The organism is Marinovum sp. J2-8 (genome assembly GCF_055808435.1).
Map to the genome: position 1 here is coordinate 112,091 of NZ_JBVVRZ010000005.1, position 20,996 is coordinate 133,086.

Annotated in this window: 16 protein-coding genes and 1 pseudogene; 6 read left to right on the forward strand and 11 right to left on the reverse strand. The window is 60.4% G+C overall.

The window, feature by feature from the left end; translation table 11 throughout:
- Window positions 1-6: 6 nt before the first annotated feature.
- Both AC0L4F_RS15725 and trpE read left to right on the forward strand, forming a co-directional pair.
- A complete protein-coding gene (locus AC0L4F_RS15725; protein WP_244689927.1) occupies window positions 7-1,851 on the forward strand; it encodes a peptidylprolyl isomerase in 1,845 nt (614 codons plus the stop codon).
- A 23-nt stretch (window positions 1,852-1,874) separates the two neighbouring features.
- Window positions 1,875-3,385 (forward strand): annotated as a pseudogene (gene trpE / locus AC0L4F_RS15730) (anthranilate synthase component I).
- 217 nt (window positions 3,386-3,602) lie between these two features.
- On the opposite strand, the gene prfB reads toward trpE, so the two are convergent.
- The 5 genes from prfB to AC0L4F_RS15755 all read right to left on the reverse strand — a co-directional run bounded on the left by prfB (window position 3,603) and on the right by AC0L4F_RS15755 (window position 10,722).
- Window positions 3,603-4,730, reverse strand: coding sequence for a peptide chain release factor 2 (prfB, locus tag AC0L4F_RS15735; protein WP_244689928.1), 1,128 nt, complete (start codon window positions 4,728-4,730; stop codon window positions 3,603-3,605).
- 183 nt (window positions 4,731-4,913) lie between these two features.
- The gene (locus AC0L4F_RS15740; protein ID WP_244689929.1) at window positions 4,914-7,430 is read right to left on the reverse strand and encodes a penicillin-binding protein 1A; all 2,517 of its coding nucleotides are present in this window, start codon (window positions 7,428-7,430) and stop codon (window positions 4,914-4,916) included.
- A 69-nt stretch (window positions 7,431-7,499) separates the two neighbouring features.
- Window positions 7,500-8,780, reverse strand: coding sequence for an N-acetylmuramoyl-L-alanine amidase (locus tag AC0L4F_RS15745; protein WP_244689930.1), 1,281 nt, complete (start codon window positions 8,778-8,780; stop codon window positions 7,500-7,502).
- A gap of 109 nt (window positions 8,781-8,889) precedes the next feature.
- On the reverse strand, window positions 8,890-9,447 hold the full coding sequence (locus tag AC0L4F_RS15750; protein ID WP_244689931.1) for a tetratricopeptide repeat protein: 558 nt from the start codon (window positions 9,445-9,447) through the stop codon (window positions 8,890-8,892).
- Window positions 9,448-9,579: 132 nt separating this feature from the next.
- Window positions 9,580-10,722 carry a pyridoxal phosphate-dependent aminotransferase gene (locus AC0L4F_RS15755; RefSeq protein ID WP_244689932.1) on the reverse strand — a complete coding sequence of 381 codons (1,143 nt, stop codon included), beginning with the start codon at window positions 10,720-10,722 and terminating at the stop codon, window positions 9,580-9,582.
- Window positions 10,723-10,791: 69 nt separating this feature from the next.
- Between AC0L4F_RS15755 and AC0L4F_RS15760 the strand changes: the two genes are divergently transcribed.
- Window positions 10,792-12,105 carry a M48 family metalloprotease gene (locus tag AC0L4F_RS15760; RefSeq protein WP_244689933.1) on the forward strand — a complete coding sequence of 438 codons (1,314 nt, stop codon included), beginning with the start codon at window positions 10,792-10,794 and terminating at the stop codon, window positions 12,103-12,105.
- Between the two features lie 26 nt (window positions 12,106-12,131).
- Window positions 12,132-12,887: a DsbA family protein gene (locus AC0L4F_RS15765; RefSeq protein ID WP_244689934.1), complete on the forward strand. Its 756-nt coding sequence runs from the start codon at window positions 12,132-12,134 to the stop codon at window positions 12,885-12,887.
- Window positions 12,888-12,956: 69 nt separating this feature from the next.
- Here the strand turns inward: AC0L4F_RS15765 and ispG are convergent, their stop codons facing one another.
- From ispG to hemA, 4 genes are all read right to left on the reverse strand, one after another.
- A complete protein-coding gene (gene ispG, locus AC0L4F_RS15770) occupies window positions 12,957-14,081 on the reverse strand; it encodes a flavodoxin-dependent (E)-4-hydroxy-3-methylbut-2-enyl-diphosphate synthase (protein WP_244689935.1) in 1,125 nt (374 codons plus the stop codon).
- A 181-nt stretch (window positions 14,082-14,262) separates the two neighbouring features.
- Entirely contained in the window at window positions 14,263-14,742 is a 480-nt protein-coding gene (locus AC0L4F_RS15775; protein WP_348524110.1) for a DUF4115 domain-containing protein, read from the reverse strand.
- The gene (locus AC0L4F_RS15780; RefSeq protein ID WP_348524111.1) at window positions 14,730-15,473 is read right to left on the reverse strand and encodes a helix-turn-helix domain-containing protein; all 744 of its coding nucleotides are present in this window, start codon (window positions 15,471-15,473) and stop codon (window positions 14,730-14,732) included. The genes AC0L4F_RS15775 and AC0L4F_RS15780 overlap by 13 nt, the downstream gene beginning before the upstream one ends.
- 128 nt (window positions 15,474-15,601) lie before the next feature.
- Entirely contained in the window at window positions 15,602-16,825 is a 1,224-nt protein-coding gene (hemA, locus tag AC0L4F_RS15785) for a 5-aminolevulinate synthase (protein WP_244690409.1), read from the reverse strand.
- Window positions 16,826-17,060: 235 nt separating this feature from the next.
- Here hemA and AC0L4F_RS15790 point away from each other — a divergent pair, with 235 nt between their 5' ends.
- Both AC0L4F_RS15790 and AC0L4F_RS15795 read left to right on the forward strand, forming a co-directional pair.
- Window positions 17,061-18,455 carry a M20/M25/M40 family metallo-hydrolase gene (locus AC0L4F_RS15790; RefSeq protein ID WP_244689936.1) on the forward strand — a complete coding sequence of 465 codons (1,395 nt, stop codon included), beginning with the start codon at window positions 17,061-17,063 and terminating at the stop codon, window positions 18,453-18,455.
- A gap of 57 nt (window positions 18,456-18,512) precedes the next feature.
- Window positions 18,513-18,896, forward strand: a complete 384-nt coding sequence (locus tag AC0L4F_RS15795) for a VOC family protein (RefSeq protein ID WP_244689938.1) — start codon at window positions 18,513-18,515, stop codon at window positions 18,894-18,896.
- Window positions 18,897-18,987: 91 nt separating this feature from the next.
- On the opposite strand, the gene AC0L4F_RS15800 is transcribed toward AC0L4F_RS15795, so the two are convergent.
- Together AC0L4F_RS15800 and AC0L4F_RS15805 are read right to left on the reverse strand one after the other, a co-directional pair.
- On the reverse strand, window positions 18,988-19,884 hold the full coding sequence (locus AC0L4F_RS15800) for an aldose 1-epimerase family protein (RefSeq protein ID WP_244689940.1): 897 nt from the start codon (window positions 19,882-19,884) through the stop codon (window positions 18,988-18,990).
- A 158-nt stretch (window positions 19,885-20,042) separates the two neighbouring features.
- Window positions 20,043-20,915 (reverse strand): glycosyltransferase family 2 protein, encoded by an 873-nt coding sequence (locus tag AC0L4F_RS15805; protein WP_244689942.1) that lies wholly within the window; start codon window positions 20,913-20,915, stop codon window positions 20,043-20,045.
- Window positions 20,916-20,996: the final 81 nt, after the last annotated feature.

Below are 20,996 nucleotides of genomic sequence, written 5' to 3' on the forward strand. Positions count from 1 at the left end.
ACGATCATGGCCAAAGGCAAAAGCATTTCCAAGACATTGGTCTGGATTCTCATGGGTCTGCTGTTTGTTGGCCTCGCCGGGTTTGGCGCGACCAATCTGTCCGGCACCATCCGCACCGTCGGATCGGTCGGGGATCATCCGATTTCGGTCGATGATTATGCCCGCGCCCTGCAACAGGACATCAACAGCTTTCAGGCCCAGACCGGCCAACCGCTCAGCTTTCAACAGGCCCAGGCACTTGGCCTGCCGCAACAGGTCCTCAGCCGCCTGATCACCACCGCGGCCTTTGACAACGAAGCCGAAGATCTGGGCATTTCCGCCGGTGATGATACCGTCGCACGCGAATTGATGCAGATCACCGCCTTTCAAGGGCCGGGTGGCGCATTTGACCGCGAAACCTATCGCTTTGCGCTCGACAATGCCGGGTTGAACGAATCCGAATTCGAAGAAGACCTGCGTCGGGAAACCGCGCGTGCCCTGCTTCAGGCCGCCGTCGTTGCCGGCAACAAAATGCCAACCACCTACACCGAGACATTGTTGGGATTCGTCGGCGAGACCCGCGATTTCAGCTGGGCGATCCTCGACCCCAGCTTCCTGACCGAAGATCTACCCACCGCGACAGACGCCGACCTGGCCGCGTTTCACGAAGAAAACATTGCCGCCTATACGCTGCCGGAAAGCCGCGACATTACCTATGCTTGGCTGACACCTGCGATGCTGTTCGACACCGTCGAAATCGACGAGGCCAGCCTGCGCAGCGCCTATGACGAACAGACAGAGCGTTTCAATCAGCCCGAACGCCGTCTGGTGGAACGTCTGGTGATGCCCAATTCCGAAGCCGCCGACGCGGCAATCGCACGGATCACTGCGGGCGAAACCACCTTTGAGGACGAGGTGACCAGCCGTGAATTGGCACTGGCAGATGTTGATATGGGTGATGTGACCCGTGGCGATCTTGGCGACGCGGCGGATGCAATTTTTGCCGCCGAGGTCGACGCAGTTGTCGGCCCCCTGCCCAGCGATTTCGGCCCTGCGCTGTACCGGATCAACGGCATTCTTCCGGCGCAAGAAACCTCTTTCGACGATGCGACACCGATCCTGCGCGAAGAATTGGCCCAGGATCGCGCCCGCCGGGTGATTGAGGCGCAGGTGACCGATATTGACGATCTTCTGGCCGGTGGCGCCACGCTAGAGGAGCTGGCCGCAGAAACCGACATGCAGCTGGGCCAGATCGACTGGACCGAAAACAGCGATACCGACATCGCGGGCTACGATACATTTCGTGACGCCGCCGCCGCTGTGGCGGACGGCGATTATCCCGAAGTGGCCGAACTTGGCGATGGCGGCATTTTCGCGCTGCGTCTGAACGCGGTGAAACCGCCGCAGGAACAGCCGCTTGCCGACGTGCAGGACCAGGTTGAGCAGGATTGGATCAGCGCAGAAACCGAAACCCGCCTCTTGGCGCGCGCAACAGAGCTGGCCGCCGAAATTGGCGAGGGCAAAACCTTTGCCGCCGTTGGCCTGACCGCGGATCAGCAAACCGGCCAGACCCGCAATGGCTTCCTGCCGGGACTGCCCGCCAATACGCTGACCCAGGTCTTTGCGCTGGACGCCCCCGGCACGCTGACGCTGCCGTTCAACGGCAATGCCGTGGTCCTGCGGCTGGATGCAATCCACGCCCCGGATATGACAAGCGCAGAAAACGCCACGATCCTCGACGCGCTGGCATCACAAGTGTCCAACGGGATTTCGAACGATCTGTTTCAGGCCCTGTCGCAGGACATTCAATCGCGGGTTGGCATCAATATCGACCAGCAGGCGCTCAACGCCGTGCATGCGAATTTCCAATAAGGCCGAACAAAAGGACCGCGACCATGGCTTTGACGCCCGGATTTGACGATTTTGCGCGTGGCTATGCGGCGGGCAAGAACCAGGTGGTCTATACCCGTCTGGCTGCTGACCTCGACACGCCAGTGTCCCTGATGCTGAAACTGACCGGCGCGGCCCAGGATGCCTTTGTTCTGGAATCGGTCACCGGCGGCGAGGTGCGCGGGCGTTATTCGATCATTGGCATGAAGCCCGATCTGGTCTGGAAATGTCACGGCCCAACGGCCCGGCTGAACCGCCAGGCGCGGTTTGACAACGAGGCTTTTGTCGAGGAAAGCGCCGATCCGTTGACCTCATTGCGCAGCCTGATCGAAGAAAGCCACATCGACCTGCCCGATGACCTACCGCAATCTGCCGCCGGGCTGTTTGGCTATCTCGGCTACGACATGATCCGTCTGGTGGAACATCTGCCAAATGTGAACCCCGACCCGCTGGGTCTGCCGGATGCCGTCTTGCTGCGCCCTTCGGTGGTGGCGGTGCTTGACGGGGTCAAGGGCGAGGTCACGGTCGTTTCGCCGGCTTGGGTCACTGACGGTCAATCCGCACGCGCCGCCTATGCCCAGGCGGCTGAGCGGGTGATGGATGCGGTCCGCGATCTGGAACGTTCGCTGCCCTCGGAAAGCCGCGATCTCGGCGATGCCACCGACATTGGCGAGCCGGTGTCGAATTTCGCCAAATCCGATTATCTTGCGGCGGTGGAAAAAGCCCGCGATTACATTCGCGCCGGCGATATCTTTCAGGTGGTGCCGTCACAACGCTGGAGCCAGAATTTCCCCCTGCCCCCTTTCGCCCTGTATCGGTCGCTGCGCCGGACAAACCCGTCGCCGTTCATGTTCTACTTCAATTTCGGCGGCTTTCAGGTGGTCGGCGCCTCGCCGGAAATTCTGGTGCGGGTCTTTGGCAAAGAGGTCACGATTCGCCCGATCGCCGGCACCCGCCCGCGCGGCGCCACGCCAGAGGCGGACAATGCCCTCGCCGAAGATCTGCTGTCTGACCAAAAGGAACTGGCAGAGCATCTGATGCTGCTGGATCTGGGCCGCAATGACACTGGCAAAGTGTCAAAAATCGGCACTGTGCGCCCAACAGAAGAATTCATCATCGAACGCTACAGCCATGTGATGCATATCGTGTCCAACGTGGTTGGCGAATTGAACGACAATCAGGATGCTCTGTCGGCTCTTTTGGCTGGCCTGCCTGCGGGCACGGTTTCCGGCGCCCCAAAGGTCCGCGCGATGGAAATCATCGACGAGCTGGAACCGGAAAAACGCGGTGTCTATGGCGGCGGTGTTGGCTATTTCAGCGCCGGGGGCGATATGGATATGTGCATCGCCCTGCGAACAGCGGTGGTGAAGGACGAAACGCTCTATATCAGGCAGGCGGCGGCGTGGTGTTTGACAGCGACCCGGAAGCTGAATTCCAGGAAACGGTCAACAAATCCAAAGCGATCCGCAAAGCCGCAGAAGAAGCCGGCCGTTTCACCGGCTTCACCAACCGCTGATTCCGGCCCTTTGGGGTCAACTTATCCCGGCCCTATCGGGACAACTTTTCCCAGCCCTTTCGGGCAAGGCGCCTGTCTTTCATCTGACGATAAATATCCCGGGGGGTTTGGGGGGCTGGCCCCCCAACTGTCCTGTGGTTTGGGGGCTGCCCCCCCAACTGTCCTGCGGTTTGGGGGGCTGTGCGCCCCCAGTTAACCTACTAAGGTGCAGATCAACCTAGTCTTCGCTCTGCGCCTCTGCCCGGCTCTTGCCGGACACATCCATCGCCAATGTCGCCGCCATGAACCCGTCAAGATCACCGTCCAAGACGCCCTTGGTATCGCTGGTCTCGTAAGAGGTGCGCAGATCCTTGACCATCTGATAGGGCTGCAAGACATAAGACCGGATCTGGTTGCCCCAGCCTGCATCGCCTTTGGCCTCGTGCGCGGCATTGATGTCGGCGTTGCGGCGGTCCAATTCCAATTGGTACAGCCGCGATTTCAACGCCTTCATCGCAATGTCGCGGTTCTGGTGCTGGGATTTCTCTGAGGAAGTCACCACAATGCCGGTGGGATTGTGGGTGATACGCACCGCGGAATCGGTGGTGTTGACGTGCTGACCACCGGCGCCCGACGACCGATAGGTATCAATGCGAATGTCGGACGGGTTGACCTCGATCTCGATATTGTCATCCACCACCGGATACACCCAGACCGAGGTGAAGGAGGTGTGCCGCTTCGCCGCGCTGTCAAACGGCGAAATCCGCACCAAGCGGTGCACGCCGCTTTCCGATTTCAGCCAGCCATAGGCATTGGGACCGGAAATCTTGTAGGCGGCGGATTTGATGCCCGCCTCTTCGCCGGGGCTTTCCGACTGCAACTCGACCTTGTAGCCATGCGATTCGGCCCAGCGGACATACATCCGCGCCAGCATGTTGGCCCAATCACAGCTCTCGGTGCCACCCGCGCCGGCGTTGATTTCCAGAAAGGTATCATTGCCGTCGGCCTCACCGTCCAGCAGCGCCTCCAGCTCTTTCTTGGCGGCGCGTTCGACCAATGCGGAAATCGTCGCTTCAGCGTCGCTCACCACCTCGGCGTCATCTTCCATTTCGCCCAGTTCGATCAGCTCAAGACTGTCAGACAGCTCCTGTTTCATCAATTCGTAGGTCTGGACCTTGTCCATCAGGGTCTGACGCTCGCGCATCAGCTTCTGGGCCTTTTCCGGATCATTCCAAAGGTCGGGATTCTCCGTCATGGCATTGAATTCCTCAAGCCGGTGCGGAGCGGTTTCATAGTCCATCCGCTGGGCCAGCAAAGCCAGCGACTTCTCGATTTCAACAACCTTGTTCTGGATTTCCGCGCGCATTTTATGTCTTTCGGATAAGGCACATCAGTCCTGCCTGATACCAAGGCAAGACTGGCTGAGCAAGGCGAGACCGATCAAGCAGACCGATCAACCGGGCTGGCCAAACGTCGGGATGACGCGCATCCCGCGGCGATCACCGGTCAAACTATGGCTGACCGGTGATATTGGGGATCATGGCGGCGATTAATACAGCCCGCCCGCCGACAGGGTGCCAAAGCTGGCTTTGGGTCCGACCACGGCCTTTTTGCCGGTGGATGTGGTGACCTGCTTGGCGGTCTGGCCGTCAGACGAGATGACCTCAAAATTCGATCCCATGGCAAAGCCACCGTCGAACATGATGCCGAACACCGGCTCTTCGCCGCGACGGAAACATTCATTTACCACATTGGCACCGGATGCATCCGATCCCAGCCGCGCCCCGGAGAAGCGGTCAATCTTGATGAATTCGCATTCTTCGGGCACGCGGAATTTGCCGCCGCCGTATTTCTGGACCGCTTCGGACATGAAACGCTGGAACACCGGGCCACAAAACCCGCCGCCGGACGCCCCACGGCCAAGGCTGCGCGGCTGATCAAAACCGATGTAACATCCGGCCACCACGTTAGAGGTAAAGCCGACAAACCACACATCCTTGGCGTCATTGGTGGTGCCGGTTTTGCCTGCGGTGGGCACCGGCAGGTTGACATATTTCGACGCGGTGCCGCGTTCGACCACGCCCTGCATCATTGAGGTCAGCTGATAGGCCGTCACCGGGTCCATCACCCGCTGGCGGTCCGACAGGATGCTGGGCCCGCGCGACGCGGAAATGGCGGGGTCGGCACAATCAACGCAATCGCGGGTGTCGTGGCGATAGACGGTCTTGCCGTAACGGTCCTGCACCCGGTCGACCAATGTCGGCTCGACCCGTTCACCGCCGTTGGCGAACATCGCATAGGCGGCCACCATCTTGAACAATGTGGTTTCCTGCGACCCCAGCGCATTGGCCAGAACCGGGCTCAGCCGGTCATAGACGCCGAAACGCTCGGCATATTGGCCAACCACATCCATCCCGACCTCTTGCGCAAGCCGGATCGTCATCAGGTTCCGCGACCGTTCAATCCCGGTTCGCAGCGGCGTCGGGCCATAAAACTGGTTCGAGGCGTTTTTCGGCCGCCACACACCCTGGGGTGTGTTTATCTCGATCGGGGCGTCGACCACGATTGTCGCCGGGGTATAGCCGGAATCAAGCGCCGAGGCATAGACAAAGGGTTTGAATGACGACCCCGGCTGACGCCGCGCCTGAGTGGCGCGGTTGAAGACCGAATTCTGATAGGAAAACCCACCCTGCATCGCAATGACCCGGCCGGTGTTGACGTCCATCGCCATGAACCCACCCTGGACCTGCGGCACCTGGCGCAGGGTCCAGCGGATGAATGCGCCGGTACCATTGTCGCCTTCGGTCATGCGGCGCACATGGACAACATCACCAACCTTGAAGTTGTCGACAAAGCTGCCCCGGACCCAATCAATATCCTTGCGCGGCACCACATGCGGGGCGTTGACGTTGGCATCCACGCCTTCGATGCCCAGGCGCATCTGCTGATCGCCGATCTCCAGCACCACCGCCGGGAACCATTGGCTCTCTAGCGTGACGTCGCGCGCGACGCGGACATTGGCCAGTTCCTCGGCCCAATTGTCGATCTTGGCGGCGTCGATCTTTTTGCCCGTGCCACGCCAGCGGCCCAATCCACGGTCATATTGCTCCAGCTGCTTTTGCAGCGCATGCGCGGCAATCACCTGCATTTCCGGGTCAATCGTGGCGCGAACGGTCAAACCGCCAGAGAAGAATTCGCCCTCGCCAAAATCCTCAGACAGCTGACGGCGAATTTCATCGGTAAAGTAATCCCGTGGCGGCAGCGTGTTCTTGAAGCTTTCGAAATCGCCGTTCTGCACCGATCGCAGCGGTTGCGCCACTTCCTGGGTGTAGACGGCGTTGCTGATATAGCCATTTTCCTGCATCTCGCGCAGCACGAAATTGCGCCGTTCCATCAACCGCTCCTTGCGGCGCACCGGATGGAAATCAGACGGCGCTTTCGGCAGAGAGGCCAGAAAGGCGGCCTCATGCGGGGCCAGTTCGCCAAGCGTCTTGTTGAAATAGGTCTGCGCAGCGGCCGCCACGCCATAGGAATTCTGGCCGAGGAAGATCTCGTTCATGTAGAGTTCGAGAATGCGGTCCTTCGGCAGGGTTTCTTCCAGCCGGGTGGCCAGAATGATTTCCTTGATCTTGCGCTCGATCCGGCGGTCACCAGAGAGCAGAAAGTTTTTCATCACCTGCTGGGTAATTGTCGACGCCCCGCGCACATTGCGGCCACGCGACTGCACAGCCTGAACCGCAGCGGCCACAATGCCGCGCGCGTCATAGCCGCCATGTTCATAGAAATTCTTGTCCTCGGCGGAAATGAACGCCTGTTTGACCAAGTCGGGGATTTCATCCGCCGGGGCGAACAGCCTGCGTTCCTTGGCAAATTCGTCGATCATCCGCCCCTCGCCGGAATAGATCCGGCTGATGGTCGGCGGGGTATATTGCGCCAATGATTCGTGGCTCGGCAAATCCCGGCCATAGACCCAGAAGATCGCCCCAACCGACAGCGCCACAACCGCACCGCCCATAGTCACAAGGGTGAATATGCCGCCAAAAAAAGAAAGGATGAACCTCAGCACCGCGCGCTCCTGCTGTCTGAGGGGGCCTATATAGGCCGCAAGTTCGACCCCGTCAAAACACAACATCCGTTATATTAGCTGCCTGCGGAATTCAGCCCACAGGCGGCAAAACCCCGATTTTCGCCGCAGGGGTTCAATGGTCGCATCCGCCATCGACCAGGCCAGAACACCGTCGCGAATGCCCTGGGCCATTTTCGCCCGCCATTCCGGGTCTTGCAGGTTTTGCAGGTCACGGTCGGTCGACAGAAATCCGACTTCGACAAGAACACTGGGAATATCGGCGGCCTTCAACACCGAAAATCCGGCTTGGCGCAGGGGACGTTTGTGCACCTGACCGACCCGGTTTTCTATCGACTTTATCATCGCCTTGGCCAGCATGGTGGATCGTGGGCCGTTGTCATGACGGGCAAGATCCATCAGCACCTGCGCCACCGCATCATCCGATCCGATCAAATCGACACCGGCCAGAAGATCCCCCCTGTCATGGCGTTCTGCCAGCGCGGAACTGGCTTCGTCGGTGGCGGTTTCGGACAGGGTATAGACCGTGGCACCATGGGCCACACCCTCCTCCAGCGCGTCGGCGTGCAACGAGATGAACAGATCCGCCCCGGCATGGCGCGCAATCGCAACCCGCGCTTCGAGCGAGACAAAGACATCTTCCTCGCGGGTCATGATGACCTCGATCCCGCCGGCGCGCAGCAGCGCCTCCTTGATGTCCCGCGCCAATTGCAGGACCAGATCAGATTCCCGGAAATTGTTGCGCAGCGCACCGGGATCAATGCCGCCGTGACCGGGGTCGAGCACAATTGTGATCGCGCCCGGGCCCTCGCTCGACGTGTCATTTGCAGCAGTGGTCAAACTGGGATTTGGCAGCACCCAACGGGCGTCCGGCGTGCTGCCGATGGCGGCATCAAACGCCGCGCGATCCACGGATTTCAGCGTGACGGTCAACTGCGCCCCGGCCTTGTCGTCGGCGATATCCAACGCGGCGGTCTGCACCGCAAGCGGCGCAGTCAGCTCGGCAACAAAGCGCGACCAGCCGGGTTGCAACGCGCCGAACCGAACGGTGCGAAACGCATCAGAGGCAAAGCTGTCCGCCGAGAGTCCGGTCCAATCAACCTCTTGAAAGTCAAGCACAAAGCGGTCCGGGCTGCCCAAGGTATAGGCGCGCCACGGCACCCCCTGGCTCAGCCCGAGGGACAGCGTAACACCGCCCGCGCGATGGTCGTCAAAACCACTTTGATCCGGCAGAACCCGCGCCAAGGCCCCGAATTCCTGTGCCATCGCGCCGCCCGGCGCAGCCAGACAGCAAAGCGCGACAATGCAAAGTTTGAAAAATGAACCGCTCATGTGCCAATAACCTTTTGGCCGGGTCTGGTGCCCGGCTTACGCCCCGAAAGGTATCATTTTCCGGCGCGGCCTGCATCCCCAATTGCGGGGGGACCGCGCCGAATTCTGCTTAATAGGAATAGGTCACGCCGGTCACAATTGACTGGGCCAGCGCGAATTCGGCCCATGTGCCGGCCCCGCCACGGGCGCGAATTTCCTGCAATTGCGCCTTGGCCCCGGCAAAATCACCCTGCTCCAACAACCCCTGCCCCATATAAGAGCGCGCCAGAAAACTGTCAGGGTTCTGGTCCAGTGCCATGGCGTAATGCCCCATCGCCGCATCCCAATCGCCCAATTTTCGCGCCGTGAACCCAAGATAGGTCTGCGCCCGTCCATCGCCCTGCAATTGCATGGCCAAGGCGGCTTTGCGCGCCGCGCCATATTGCCCGGCATAGGCAAATTCGCGCGCCGCGGCAAAGCGGTCGTCATCATTCAACAGATGGCTTTCGACTTCGACACAGGCCTCGGTCTCTTTGTCCCAGACCATGCCGTCGTCACATTCCATGGTGGTTTCGGTGGCTTCGGGCGGCGCGGTCTCTTCAACTTCGGTTTCGGTGGGGGTTTCTGTCCCCGCAGCAAAGGCCGCAAACGGCAACAAGGCCAAAACAAACACAGCAGACCGCAACATGATCAGAATCCCTTTGTGAGAACGATGATCAAAGCCTAGCACGGGGCAGGCCGGTTTCGGCCAGCAGATTTGTCAAAACTTCGTCAGCACCGCCGCACAAAACACGGGTCTACCGTGGCAAGGTGCCGTCGGCTAGCGACCGGCCATGAACGTCTTGAGCCGCGCCAGCCCCTCGCGGATGTCGGAAGTCGCCCGCGCATAGGAAAACCGCACCGTGCCCGCGCCGCGCACCGGATCAAAATCCAGCCCCGGTGTCACCGCCACCCCCGCCTGATCGAGGATTTCGCGGCAAAAAGCGAGGCTGTCATCGGTCAGGTGGCTGACATCGGCATAGACATAAAACGCCCCATCCGGCGGCGCGATCCGATCAAATCCGGCCTCTGGCAACCCTTCAAGCATCAGCCTGCGGTTTTCGGCATAGACCCGCAAATTGGCCTGCAATTCATCCTTGCATTCCATCGCCGCAAGCGCCGCAACCTGGCTGACATGCGGCGCGCAGATGAACATGTTCTGCGCCAAACGTTCGATTTTGCGCACATGATCCTCGGGCACCACCATCCAGCCAACCCGCCAGCCCGTCATGCTGAAATACTTGGAAAAGGAATTGATCACATAACATTCATCGGTGATTTCCAGCGCGGTGACCGCCTTGGCCTCATATTCGATACCGTGGTAAATCTCGTCAGAGATAAAGGCCGCGCCCTTGGCATGGGTGGCCTCGATCAGCGCCGTCATCGCCTTGTGGTTCAGCATCGTGCCGCTGGGATTGGCGGGTGAGGCCACCAATAGCCCCTGAATATCCAGTGCGGCAAAGTCATCCGGCACCGGCTGCAACCGGTTTTCCGGCCGGGTTTGCAGATCCACCGGCGCAAGCGACAGCCCCTTCAGGATCTGGCGATAGCTGGGATAACCCGGCGCGCCAATCGCGACACGGTCCCCAGCGTCAAACAAGGCGGTAAAGGCCAAAAGGAACGCGCCGGACGAACCCGGTGTGACAATCACCCGCGCCGGATCGAGCGTGATTCCGTACCAATCGGCATAAAGCCGCGCAATGCGGTCGCGCAATTCCGGCAGCCCCAGCGCCACCGTATACCCCATCGCGTCATCCCGCATGGCCCCGGAAACGGCATCCAATGCACCTTGTGGGGCTGGCGTTCCGGGCTGGCCGACCTCCATGTGAATGATATGTCGGCCTGCGGCCTCGGCACGGCGCGCGGCCTCCATCACATCCATCACAATGAAGGGATCAACCTCTCCGCGGCTTGAACCTCGCATCTATCTCTCCCAAACTCTGCGCCATACCGTCGTGTCGTGCGGTTGTCCGGGATCATGACAGGCAGGTCAATGCAGATACTTACGCGCCTTGTGACAACGATGCTGGTCTGGGCCATGCTGGCCCTGCCCGCCGCCGCGCGTGGGTTGATCCGCGATGCGGATGTGGAATACGCGCTGAAACAGATCGCCGCGCCGATCCTGCGCGCTGCGGGCCTGCCGTCCTCGACACGAATCATTGTGATCAACGATTCCTCGCTCAATGCCTTTGTGGCGGACAATCAGCATATCTTTTTGCATTCCGGTCTGATCATGAAGCTGAAAAGCGCCCCGGCCCTGCAATATGTCATTGCCCATGAGGCCAGCCATATCAGCAACGGCCATATCGCCCGCCGCACCGGCAATGCGCGGGCCGCCAGCACCGCTGCGGGCCTTGGGATCATCATTGCAACCGCTGCCGCCGCCGCTTCGGGCAATGCAGGCGCCGGCGCCGGTGTGGCGATCGGATTGCAAAGCTCGGCCTTGCGCAATTTTCTGGCCCATTCCCGCGCCGAAGAAAGCTCGGCCGATATCAGCGCCCTGCGGGCCATGGTGCGCGCCGGCATCGACCCCAAGGCGGCAATCGAAGTGCATGACATCTTTCGCGGGCAAGAGGCCCTGAGCGTCGGGCGGCAAGACCCCTATATGCGGTCCCATCCGCTGACACGTGACCGGCTGCGCGCCGCTCAGGCCTTTGTCGCGGGCAACAAGGTGAAAACCCAATCCGACCCTGCGGCGCAATATTGGTTTGCCCGCGCCCAGGGCAAACTCTCTGCGTTTTTGCGCGCCCCCAGCTGGACCCTGCGGCGGGCCAATGCCAGCGCGACCAAGGACATTGCCCTGATGCGTCAAGCCATTGCCCACCACCGATCTTCGAACCTGAAAAAGGCATTGCAGGCCATGGATGGCGCGCTGTCGCTGCGCCCGCGGGATGCATTTTATATGGAGCTGAAGGGCCAGATCCTGCTGGAAAACCGCCAGTTTTCAAATGCCGCACAGGTTTACCGCGCCGCGAACCGTCTGGCCCCGAGTGAGCCGCTGATCCTTGGCGGGTTGGGCCGGGCGGAACTGGCATCGGGCAACCCGCGTGCGGCGCTGAACTCGCTGGAAAAGGCCCGCGCCCGCGATTTCCGCGATCCGCGCATCCTGCGCGATCTGGCGGTGGCCAATGCCAAACTTGGCAACAATGGCATGGCCTCGCTTCTGACCGCCGAACGCTATGCCCTTTTGGGCAAGGCCAAGGACGCCCGTCTTCACGCCACCCGCGCCGAAGCGCTTTTGCCGCGGGGTTCCGGCCCTTGGCGGCGGGCGCAGGATGTGCTTTCTGCCACCAAGAACCTGCGCTGAGCCGCCCCATGATAACAGGAACCGCCATGACCCGCCTTTTCAAGACAATCACTTTGACCAGCGCCCTTGCCCTTGCCGGCCGAGCATTGGCCAGCGACCTGACCGCGATGACCGATCCGGAACGCGATGCGTTTCGCGCCGAGGTCCGCGCATATCTTCTGGACCACCCCGAGGTGATTTTTGAAGCCGTGGACGAGATGAAACGCCGCGATGCCGCCGCTCAGGACAACATGGATGAAACGCTGGTGCGCAACAACGCCGAGGCGATTTTTGACGATGGTTTCAGCCATGTCGGCGGCAACCTGGACGGTGACATCACCCTTGTCGAATTCATGGATTACCGCTGTGGCTATTGCCGCAAGGCGCATGACGAAGTGAAGGAATTGATCGCTTCAGACGGCAACATCCGCTTCATCACCAAGGAATTCCCGATCCTGGGGCCTGACAGCCTCGAAAGTTCGAAATTCGCCATCGCGGTGCGCCGTGTGGCTGGCGACGATGCCTATGTTGCGGCCTCCGACACCTTGATGACCTTTAACGGCAGCGTAAGCGACACCGCGCTGCGCCGCCTGGCTGATGGGCTGGGGCTGGACAGCGACGCCGTGTTGGCCGAGATGAAAAGCGACGAAGTCGCGCGCATCATCGCCGACACCCGCGCCCTGGCGCAAAAGCTGCAAATCAACGGCACGCCGACCTTTGTGATGGGTGACACCATGCTGCGCGGCTATCTGCCGTTGGATGCCATGCGCCAGGTCGTCGAACAGACCCGCGCCGACAGCTAAAGCCAAAACAAGCGGCCTCGCACCACGACCCGAAAGCGGTTCAAATGGTGCGGGGCCGTATTTTGCGCCTTATTCCGCGGCCTTCACTTCGGCGGCGTCGAGTTGCGCTGCCTTCTTCTCGACCTCTTCGACGATATGATCAATCATCTGATCGTTGGACATTTTGTGGCTGGCCTTGCCCGCAAGATAGACCATGCCGCTGCCTGCCCCGCCGCCGGTGAAACCGACATCGGTCATCAGCGCCTCGCCCGGACCATTCACCACACAGCCGATGATCGACAGGCTCATCGGGGTTTTGATGTGTTCCAGACGCTGCTCCAGCGTTTCAACCGTCTTGATCACATCGAACCCCTGCCGCGCACAGGACGGGCAGGAAATGATGTTCACACCGCGATGCCGCAGGCCAAGGGATTTCAGAATTTCAAAACCAACCTTGACCTCTTCCACGGGATCCGCCGACAGGCTGACGCGGATCGTGTCGCCGATCCCCATCCACAACAGATTGCCCATGCCAATGGCGCTTTTGATGGTGCCGGATGTCAGCCCGCCAGCCTCGGTAATCCCGAGGTGGATCGGCGCATCTGTCGCATCTGCCAGCGCCTGATAGGCAGCGGCAGCCATGAACACGTCAGAGGCTTTGCAGGAAATCTTGAACTCGTGAAAATCGTTGTCCTGCAAGACCTTGATATGGTCGAGACCGGATTCGACCATCGCCTCGGGCGTGGGTTCGCCGTATTTGTCCAACAGGTGTTTTTCCAACGATCCGGCATTGACCCCAATCCGCATCGAACAGCCATGATCGCGGGCTGCCCGGATCACTTCGCGCACCCGGTCTTCGGAACCGATATTGCCGGGATTGATCCGCAGACAGGCAGCGCCGGCCTCGGCCGCTTCGATCCCGCGTTTGTAGTGGAAATGAATGTCGGCCACGATCGGCACCGGGCTTTCGCGACAGATTTCCTTCATCGCGCGGGCCGAATCCTCGTCCGGGACCGAAACCCGCACAATATCCGCCCCGGCATCTGCCGCGCGAATGATCTGCGCCAATGTCCCTTTGACATCGGTGGTCACGGTGTTGGTCATGGTCTGCACCGAAATCGGCGCATCCCCGCCAACCGGCACGGTGCCGACCATCACCTGACGGCTCTTGCGGCGGTAAATATTGCGCCACGGGCGGACGTGATTAAGGCTCATATCGGACATCCCTGCAACAGCGGTGATTTGTCCTGCAACCTAGTCAGGATTGTCGGTTTTGCAATGTGTCAATGTCACCGGATCCGCATGGATCCGCACAAGCCGGGCAGAGACAGGTTATTCGCCGACCGGCGCAGCAGGAACAGAGCCAACACGCAGGTTCAATTCTGCCACCATCTTTTCAAGATCGGCATCTTTGGTCGGATCGGCCAGGCTGATACCGTTCGGTCAGGCTGGCAGCGGCCAGAACCACATTCGACGTCACAGCGCCACGTGGGCCTGCGGGGCCAAATGTCTGGCCGTTGACCGCGAAATAGATCGCGCCGGACGCCCCAACCCGCAGGGTCGCAGGATCGTCGGTCTGCGGCACATCATAGGTGTCGCCGGCATTCATCACCGCCTCGAAGACCACCGATCCATCCGCGCCGCGCACCCGAACCCAGGCCGGGCGCACCGCCACCAGTTGAACCCCCGGCGTTGCGGGTTCCAGAACCTGCGGCAGAATATTGGCAATCGCCTGCTGCAAGGGCAAATCGCCCGACGCTGCGGCGCTGGCGGTGGCAATTGTCGGCGCGCGTTCGCGCGACGCATGGGCGAAACTTCCGACCCGCGAAGGATCCAGCGTTGAAATCGGCGCATCCCGCGCAATCAGCACCGGCACATCAAGAGCTTGTGGGCGGTAAAGCCTGTCCAGCGGCTCCTCGGACGGCGGGGTAAAGACCCCCGCTGCGCGCACCTTATCCGGGTCGGACTCCCGGCCTGGGGCGCAATACGCCCTGCCCCTTCAAGCGGATCAAGCTCGGCCAGGGCAATTGGTGTCTGATCCACCGGGGTCAGTTGCACCCGTTGAATTTCCTGCAACACGCTCCACCCGCCATAGCCGATCCCGGCGATCAACATCAGCAGAACCATCATCGACCCGACGGCACCGGGTTCGATTCGCGACAGAATGCTGTCGTTTGCCGGGGTGAACGGCATGTTGGGGTCTTTGAAAATATCCCGCTCGCCAGAGGCTCTGGTCGTCAACGGCGCAGAGGGCTTTCGCGCGCTCGATGCATCGGCGGACATGCCATGGGCGGTGATGAAACCGCTTTCGGCGCAGAATTTCTGAAACGTGGAATCCGGGTCCATCCCAAGATACCGCGCATAAGACCGCACATACCCGGCGATGAAACCGGGGGTGTCAAATGCTTCGGGATCACAGTTTTCGATGGCCGCGATATAGGCTGCCTTGATGCGCAATTCGCGCTGCACATCCAGCAGGGACTTGCCCATGGTGGCGCGTTCGCCGCGCATCAAATCACCAAGGCGCAGATCAAAATCGTCAAAACCGCGGGGGCCGACATCTGTCTCTGGTAAAGCTTTATCGCGCCGCGATTTGCGCCCAATCATACGTCTCTGCCCCGTCTTTCCGCTGCCCTGACTTATGCCTTACCCCTAAGGCGTAGGGCGATTCGTGCCGCCCCACTTGTTGCGCTAACGTTAGCACGGAACAAGAGAAATTGCAGTGACAAAGAAAATCATGCGGATAGGTCGGCGCGATTCAGCGCACAATGCGACCAAAGATCGTCCATCGCGTTGACAAGTGCATCCATTTCCCGCGGTCCATGGACCGGCGACGGCGTAAAGCGAAGCCGCTCGGTGCCGCGGGGCACGGTGGGGTAATTGATGGGCTGAACATAGATCCCATAGCTTTCCAAAAGCATATCACTCAGCTTTTTGGTGTGCTTGGGATCGCCCACGATGACCGGCACGATATGGGTGCCGTGATCAAAGATCGGCAAGCCCATGCCCTTCAGCCGCAGCTTGAGAATGCTGGCCTGGGTCTGGTGACGTTCGCGCAGCGCCTGATCGGTTTTCAAATGCCGCACAGAGGCCGCAGCCCCGGCAGCAACCGCAGGCGGGATCGACGTGGTAAAGATGAACCCCGGCGCATAAGATCTTATGGCGTCACACATTTTGTCGCTCGCGGCGATATAGCCGCCCATCACGCCATAGGCCTTGGCCAGGGTGCCGTTGATGATATCCAACCGATGCATCAGCCGATCACGTTCCGCCACGCCACCGCCGCGCGGGCCATACATGCCCACCGCATGGACCTCATCAATATAGGTCAGCGCGCCGAATTCATCCGCCAGATCACAAATCGCCTCGATCGGGCCGAAATCGCCATCCATCGAGTAAATTGATTCAAAAGCGATCAACTTTGGCGCGTCCGGGTCGTCGGCCGCAAGCAGCTCACGCAGATGTGCGATGTCGTTATGACGAAAGATCCGCTTGGCCCCACCGTTGCGCCGGACGCCTTCGATCATCGATGCATGGTTCAATGCGTCGGAATAGATGATCAGACCCGGGAACAATTTGGGCAATGTGCTTAATGTTGCATCATTTGCGATATAGGCCGAGGTGAACAACAGCGCCAATTCCTTGCCATGCAGATCGGCAAGCTCAGCCTCAAGTTGCTTGTGATAGATGGTGGTGCCGGAAATGTTGCGCGTGCCGCCCGAACCGGCGCCGGTGGCGTCAATCGCTTCGTGCATGGCATCCAGCACAACCGGATGCTGCCCCATCCCAAGGTAATCATTGCCACACCAAACGGTGATCGGTTGTTCGCTGCCATCGGGTTTGCGCCAGATGGCATGCGGGTATTGACCCTGCTTCCGTTCGATATCGATGAACGTGCGATAGCGACCTTCTTCGTGAAGACGGTTCAGAGCAGTTTCAAGCTTCTCGGTAAAATCCACTTTATGGGTCACCGGGTCACCTCCGTTTGCGTGGGGCGGTCTGCCCTGCGTTGGAACCGGACCGTGGCGGATTTCCCGTCGCGGTCAAATTCACGATCATGAATAAATACAGCGGGGCCCCCCGCCTGACAACCTATGTAATACCTGACCCCATCTTCGGGCATTGATCCAAATCAAAGGTCACTGGACAGTCGTTTCCGCATCGTTAGGGTCTGACGCAAAAAGGAAACTGCCCATGGATATTTCGCCTGTTCTGACCCGAATCGATTCCGATCTCAATGCGGCATCTGACCGCTTGCTGGAACTTCTGCGGATTCCGTCGATTTCAACCGACCCGGACTATCGCGAAGACTGCCAGAAAGCGGCGGATTGGCTGGTTGCGGATCTGCAATCTCTTGGCGCCGAGGCGCGCAAATGCCCCACGCCGGGGCATCCGATGGTGATCGGCCATCTGGGCGACACCGGGCCGCATTTGCTGTTTTACGGCCACTACGATGTGCAACCGGTTGACCCGCTGGATCTGTGGCATGCGGATCCCTTTGATCCCAAGATCGAGGACACCCCAAATGGCCGGGTCATTCGCGGCCGCGGCGCATCGGATGACAAAGGCCAGTTGATGACCTTTATCGAGGCCTGTCGCGCCTATATTGCCGTGCATGGCAAATTGCCCTGCCGCATCACCTTCTTTTTCGAAGGCGAAGAAGAAAGCGGCTCGCCCTCGCTTATTCCCTTCATGAAAGAGAACGCCGCAGAGCTGACCTCGGACATTGCCTTGATCTGCGACACCGGCATGTTGAATCAGGACACCCCCTGTATCACCACCATGTTGCGCGGGTTGGTGGGCGAGGAAATCACCATCACCGGCCCGGACAAGGATCTTCATTCCGGCATGTTCGGCGGCATTGCGATGAACCCGATCCGGGTGTTGTCGCGCATTCTGGCGGGGCTGCATGATGATATGGGGCGCGTCACCCTGCCCGGGTTTTATGACGATGTGCCAGAGCTGCCCGAGGCGATCCGCGACCAATGGGCGGCCCTGGGCGATCCATCGGAACGGGCGCGGGATTTCCTGTCGGCGGTGGGCCTGTCGGAACCGGCGGGCGAATCGACGCGCACCGGATTGGAAATGATCTGGTCGCGCCCGACCTGTGACGTGAACGGCATCTGGGGCGGTTATACCGGCGAAGGGTTCAAAACCGTGTTGCCATCGCAGGCGCATGCGAAATTGTCGTTCCGTCTGGTCGGGCAACAAAACCCAGAAACCATCCGCGACGCATTGCGCGCCTATGTGACCGCACAACTGCCCCCCGATTGCAGCGTGACGTTCAAGGCACATGGCGCATCGCCGGCCGCCACGATGGACACCTCTTCCCCGATGTTCGAAGCCGCCCGCCAGGCGCTGTCGGACGAATGGCCCAATCCGGCGGTCTTTGCCGGTTGTGGTGGCTCGATCCCGATTGCGGGCTATTTCGGCGATTACCTGTCGATGCCGGCGATGCTGATCGGCTTTGGTCAGGATGATGACCAGATCCATTCCCCGAACGAGAAATATGATCTGGCCAGTTTCCACAAAGGCACCCGCAGCTGGGCGCGGGTGTTGGAAAAAATCGGGGCCCAGGCGGGCTCCTGACGAAAACTGTCAAGGGCGGTCAATAAGACGGTCAGGCAGAAACACAGGAGACCTGCCATGATCGACCATTCCGGCCTTAGCGTGTCGAACTTTGACGCGGCCCGCGCCTTTTACGATGCCGCCCTTGCCCCGTTGGGCGGGGCGGTGATGATAGAAATTCCGCTGGAACACACCGGCGGGGTCAAGGTCTGTGGCTATGGCACCGATCGCCCGACATTCTGGCTCAGCGAGGGCGCGGCCCAGACCCCGCCCTGTCATTTCGCCTTTGTTGCGGCCGATCATGCCCAGGTCCGCGCGTTTTATGACGCTGCACTGGCGGCGGGCGGCACCGACAACGGCGCCCCCGGCCCCCGCCCGCATTATCACGCGGATTATTACGGTGCCTTTGTGCGCGACCCGGATGGAAACAATATCGAGGCCGTCTGCCACGCGCCGCAGTAACCGGCGGGGTGCGCATCCGCTGCGCACCCTTTGCCCATCGCGGGGCGCTGTTCTCTGTCCCGGTTTCCGGCCAAAGTGACCGGACAAGCAATCACAGCGCCACAGTGACCGAATAGCCGAATTCGATGCTTTGGCCCGGGTCCAACGCAACGGAATTGGGCCGGTCAGCGATTTGATGGCCATCACCGACATGGGGTGCGGTGCCATGCCAGGGCTCTATGCACAGAAACGGTGCGCCGGTGGGGCGCCAAAGGGCGAGATCCGGCAGGTTCGTGAAGATGAATTCAAGGCCCCTCCCATCGGGAAGCCCATAAAACAATGCATCCGAACCGTTCGGGAACACCAGGGCATCATCGACAAACAGCTCTTCGCGAATCTCCAGACGCCCATTCACAAATGGACCGGGGATCGGATCGCGACGCAGCAATCCCCCCTCCAGTCTCCGCATGTCCGGCGCGCCGCCCGACGCCAACGACACATGATGCACTGCGTCCCCATCTCCGGCCCCGATCCCAGTCCCGGTCCCAGCCCCGGGCAGTGGCCAACAGAACGCCGGATGAAACCCAAAGCCAAAGGGCATCACCCGGTCGCTTTCGTTTTCCACCCGCGCGGTCACATGCAGCGTCGCCCCGTCCAGCCGGTGCGAAATTTCCAATGTAAGTGCAAAGGGATAGACCGCCCGGCTGTCGTCCGTGTCGCGCAGCACATGGCAGCACATCTCATCACTCTGTTCCTTGAGCGCAAAGTTGCTGCGGCGGGCAAAACCATGTTGAGCCATCTTTGCGCTGAAGTCATCCACGGCAATCATGTCGTCGACCGCACGCCCGACAATCGGAAACAGAACCGGGGCCCGCCCGCCCCAGAACCGCGTGTCGCCATGCCACAGCAAGTCGTCGCCATCATGGGTGCGCAGATATTGCATCTCGGCGCCAAGCGACGAAACCGACAGGCTGAGTGCTGCGTTTTGCAGATAGAGTTCACTGGGCATGGGGTGTTTGTCCTCTTCAGACTTCAGTCCTTGTCTACGGACCGACTATCCCAATCCATCAATGGAGAGAACCAAAGGCGAGCCCCCACAGCCCGAATTTGACCGGAAAAGCCCAAAATCTATGCCCGCCGCCAAAGCGGTCCAATCAATGCAGCGCCTCAGACAAGCCCGATGAAACGTTCTGGCAGCAGCATTTGGCGCGTGTTTTCGCGCCGGTCGAATTGCCAGAACCCGGTTTCGCCGCGCGCCTTCCATGTCCGGTGCATCCGCTTGCGCACCCCGGTCAGGTCAAATTCTACCATCTCACGCGTGGCAAAGGCGTCAAATACCGCCCGATCCTCGCCACGGGCCTCAGCAAACCAATGGCGACCGATCGAGGCCTCCTTGACCCCGGCCCCGACATCCGCCGTCACCGCATTGCGGCGGTTCATTGTGTCGACGTAATTGCCGAAATCACAGAATTTCAGATGAAACAGCAACAAAGCCTCTGGCGTCCGCAGTTTCCCGGCTTGGGTGAAATGCCCGCCCCGCGCGATTTTGGTGCCCAGCGACACCACACAGGGTTTGGAATAATGCGGCGCGACCCGCACATGACGGCGCGGCCCGAGGATGTGATCGGTGATCGGCTGATCTTCGATATCAATCCGGTGGAGCACCTCCAGCCCCACGGGCGTCAGAACCTGGCGCAGAGGTTGATCGCGCAGGAAATCCAGCAGCCCCCCGGCCACCGCCGGGTCAACCACCACCAATTCATCCACGTCGCCCACAATCACATGATCGTAATAACAGCGCAGCCCCTGCACGGTATTGTTCAGCATCCGCCAGCGTTTCATATCGAAATTCGGGTGCGGATCGCCGGGAATGCCAATGATATTGCAGCCCTGCGCCAGTTCGGCGACCTCTGTGCCGCGACCATGATTGACGATGTAGCAATTTTCGCGCCCCAGCTGGTCGCCGTAATGGCGCAGCCAGGCGCGCAGGAAAAAGGCGTCGTCGCGCACCATGGTCAGTGCGGCGGCTGTTGTTTGCATCTGCGTGTCCTGCTCTTGCACGGGCTTTACCACCCGGTTACCACTTTTCCATAGAATAAAGCGTAAACGCCTTTCAGCAAA

Coding starts and splice junctions, on each gene's coding strand:
- AC0L4F_RS15725 (WP_244689927.1), top strand. CDS start 7: ATGGCCAAAGGCAAAAGCATTTCCAAGACATTGGTCTGGATTCTCATG.
- prfB (WP_244689928.1), bottom strand. CDS start 4,730: ATGCGCGCGGAAATCCAGAACAAGGTTGTTGAAATCGAGAAGTCGCTG.
- AC0L4F_RS15745 (WP_244689930.1), bottom strand. CDS start 8,780: ATGAGCGGTTCATTTTTCAAACTTTGCATTGTCGCGCTTTGCTGTCTG.
- AC0L4F_RS15750 (WP_244689931.1), bottom strand. CDS start 9,447: ATGTTGCGGTCTGCTGTGTTTGTTTTGGCCTTGTTGCCGTTTGCGGCC.
- AC0L4F_RS15755 (WP_244689932.1), bottom strand. CDS start 10,722: ATGCGAGGTTCAAGCCGCGGAGAGGTTGATCCCTTCATTGTGATGGAT.
- AC0L4F_RS15760 (WP_244689933.1), top strand. CDS start 10,792: ATGCAGATACTTACGCGCCTTGTGACAACGATGCTGGTCTGGGCCATG.
- AC0L4F_RS15765 (WP_244689934.1), top strand. CDS start 12,132: ATGACCCGCCTTTTCAAGACAATCACTTTGACCAGCGCCCTTGCCCTT.
- ispG (WP_244689935.1), bottom strand. CDS start 14,081: ATGAGCCTTAATCACGTCCGCCCGTGGCGCAATATTTACCGCCGCAAG.
- AC0L4F_RS15780 (WP_348524111.1), bottom strand. CDS start 15,473: ATGATTGGGCGCAAATCGCGGCGCGATAAAGCTTTACCAGAGACAGAT.
- AC0L4F_RS15790 (WP_244689936.1), top strand. CDS start 17,061: ATGGATATTTCGCCTGTTCTGACCCGAATCGATTCCGATCTCAATGCG.
- AC0L4F_RS15795 (WP_244689938.1), top strand. CDS start 18,513: ATGATCGACCATTCCGGCCTTAGCGTGTCGAACTTTGACGCGGCCCGC.
- AC0L4F_RS15800 (WP_244689940.1), bottom strand. CDS start 19,884: ATGCCCAGTGAACTCTATCTGCAAAACGCAGCACTCAGCCTGTCGGTT.
- AC0L4F_RS15805 (WP_244689942.1), bottom strand. CDS start 20,915: ATGCAAACAACAGCCGCCGCACTGACCATGGTGCGCGACGACGCCTTT.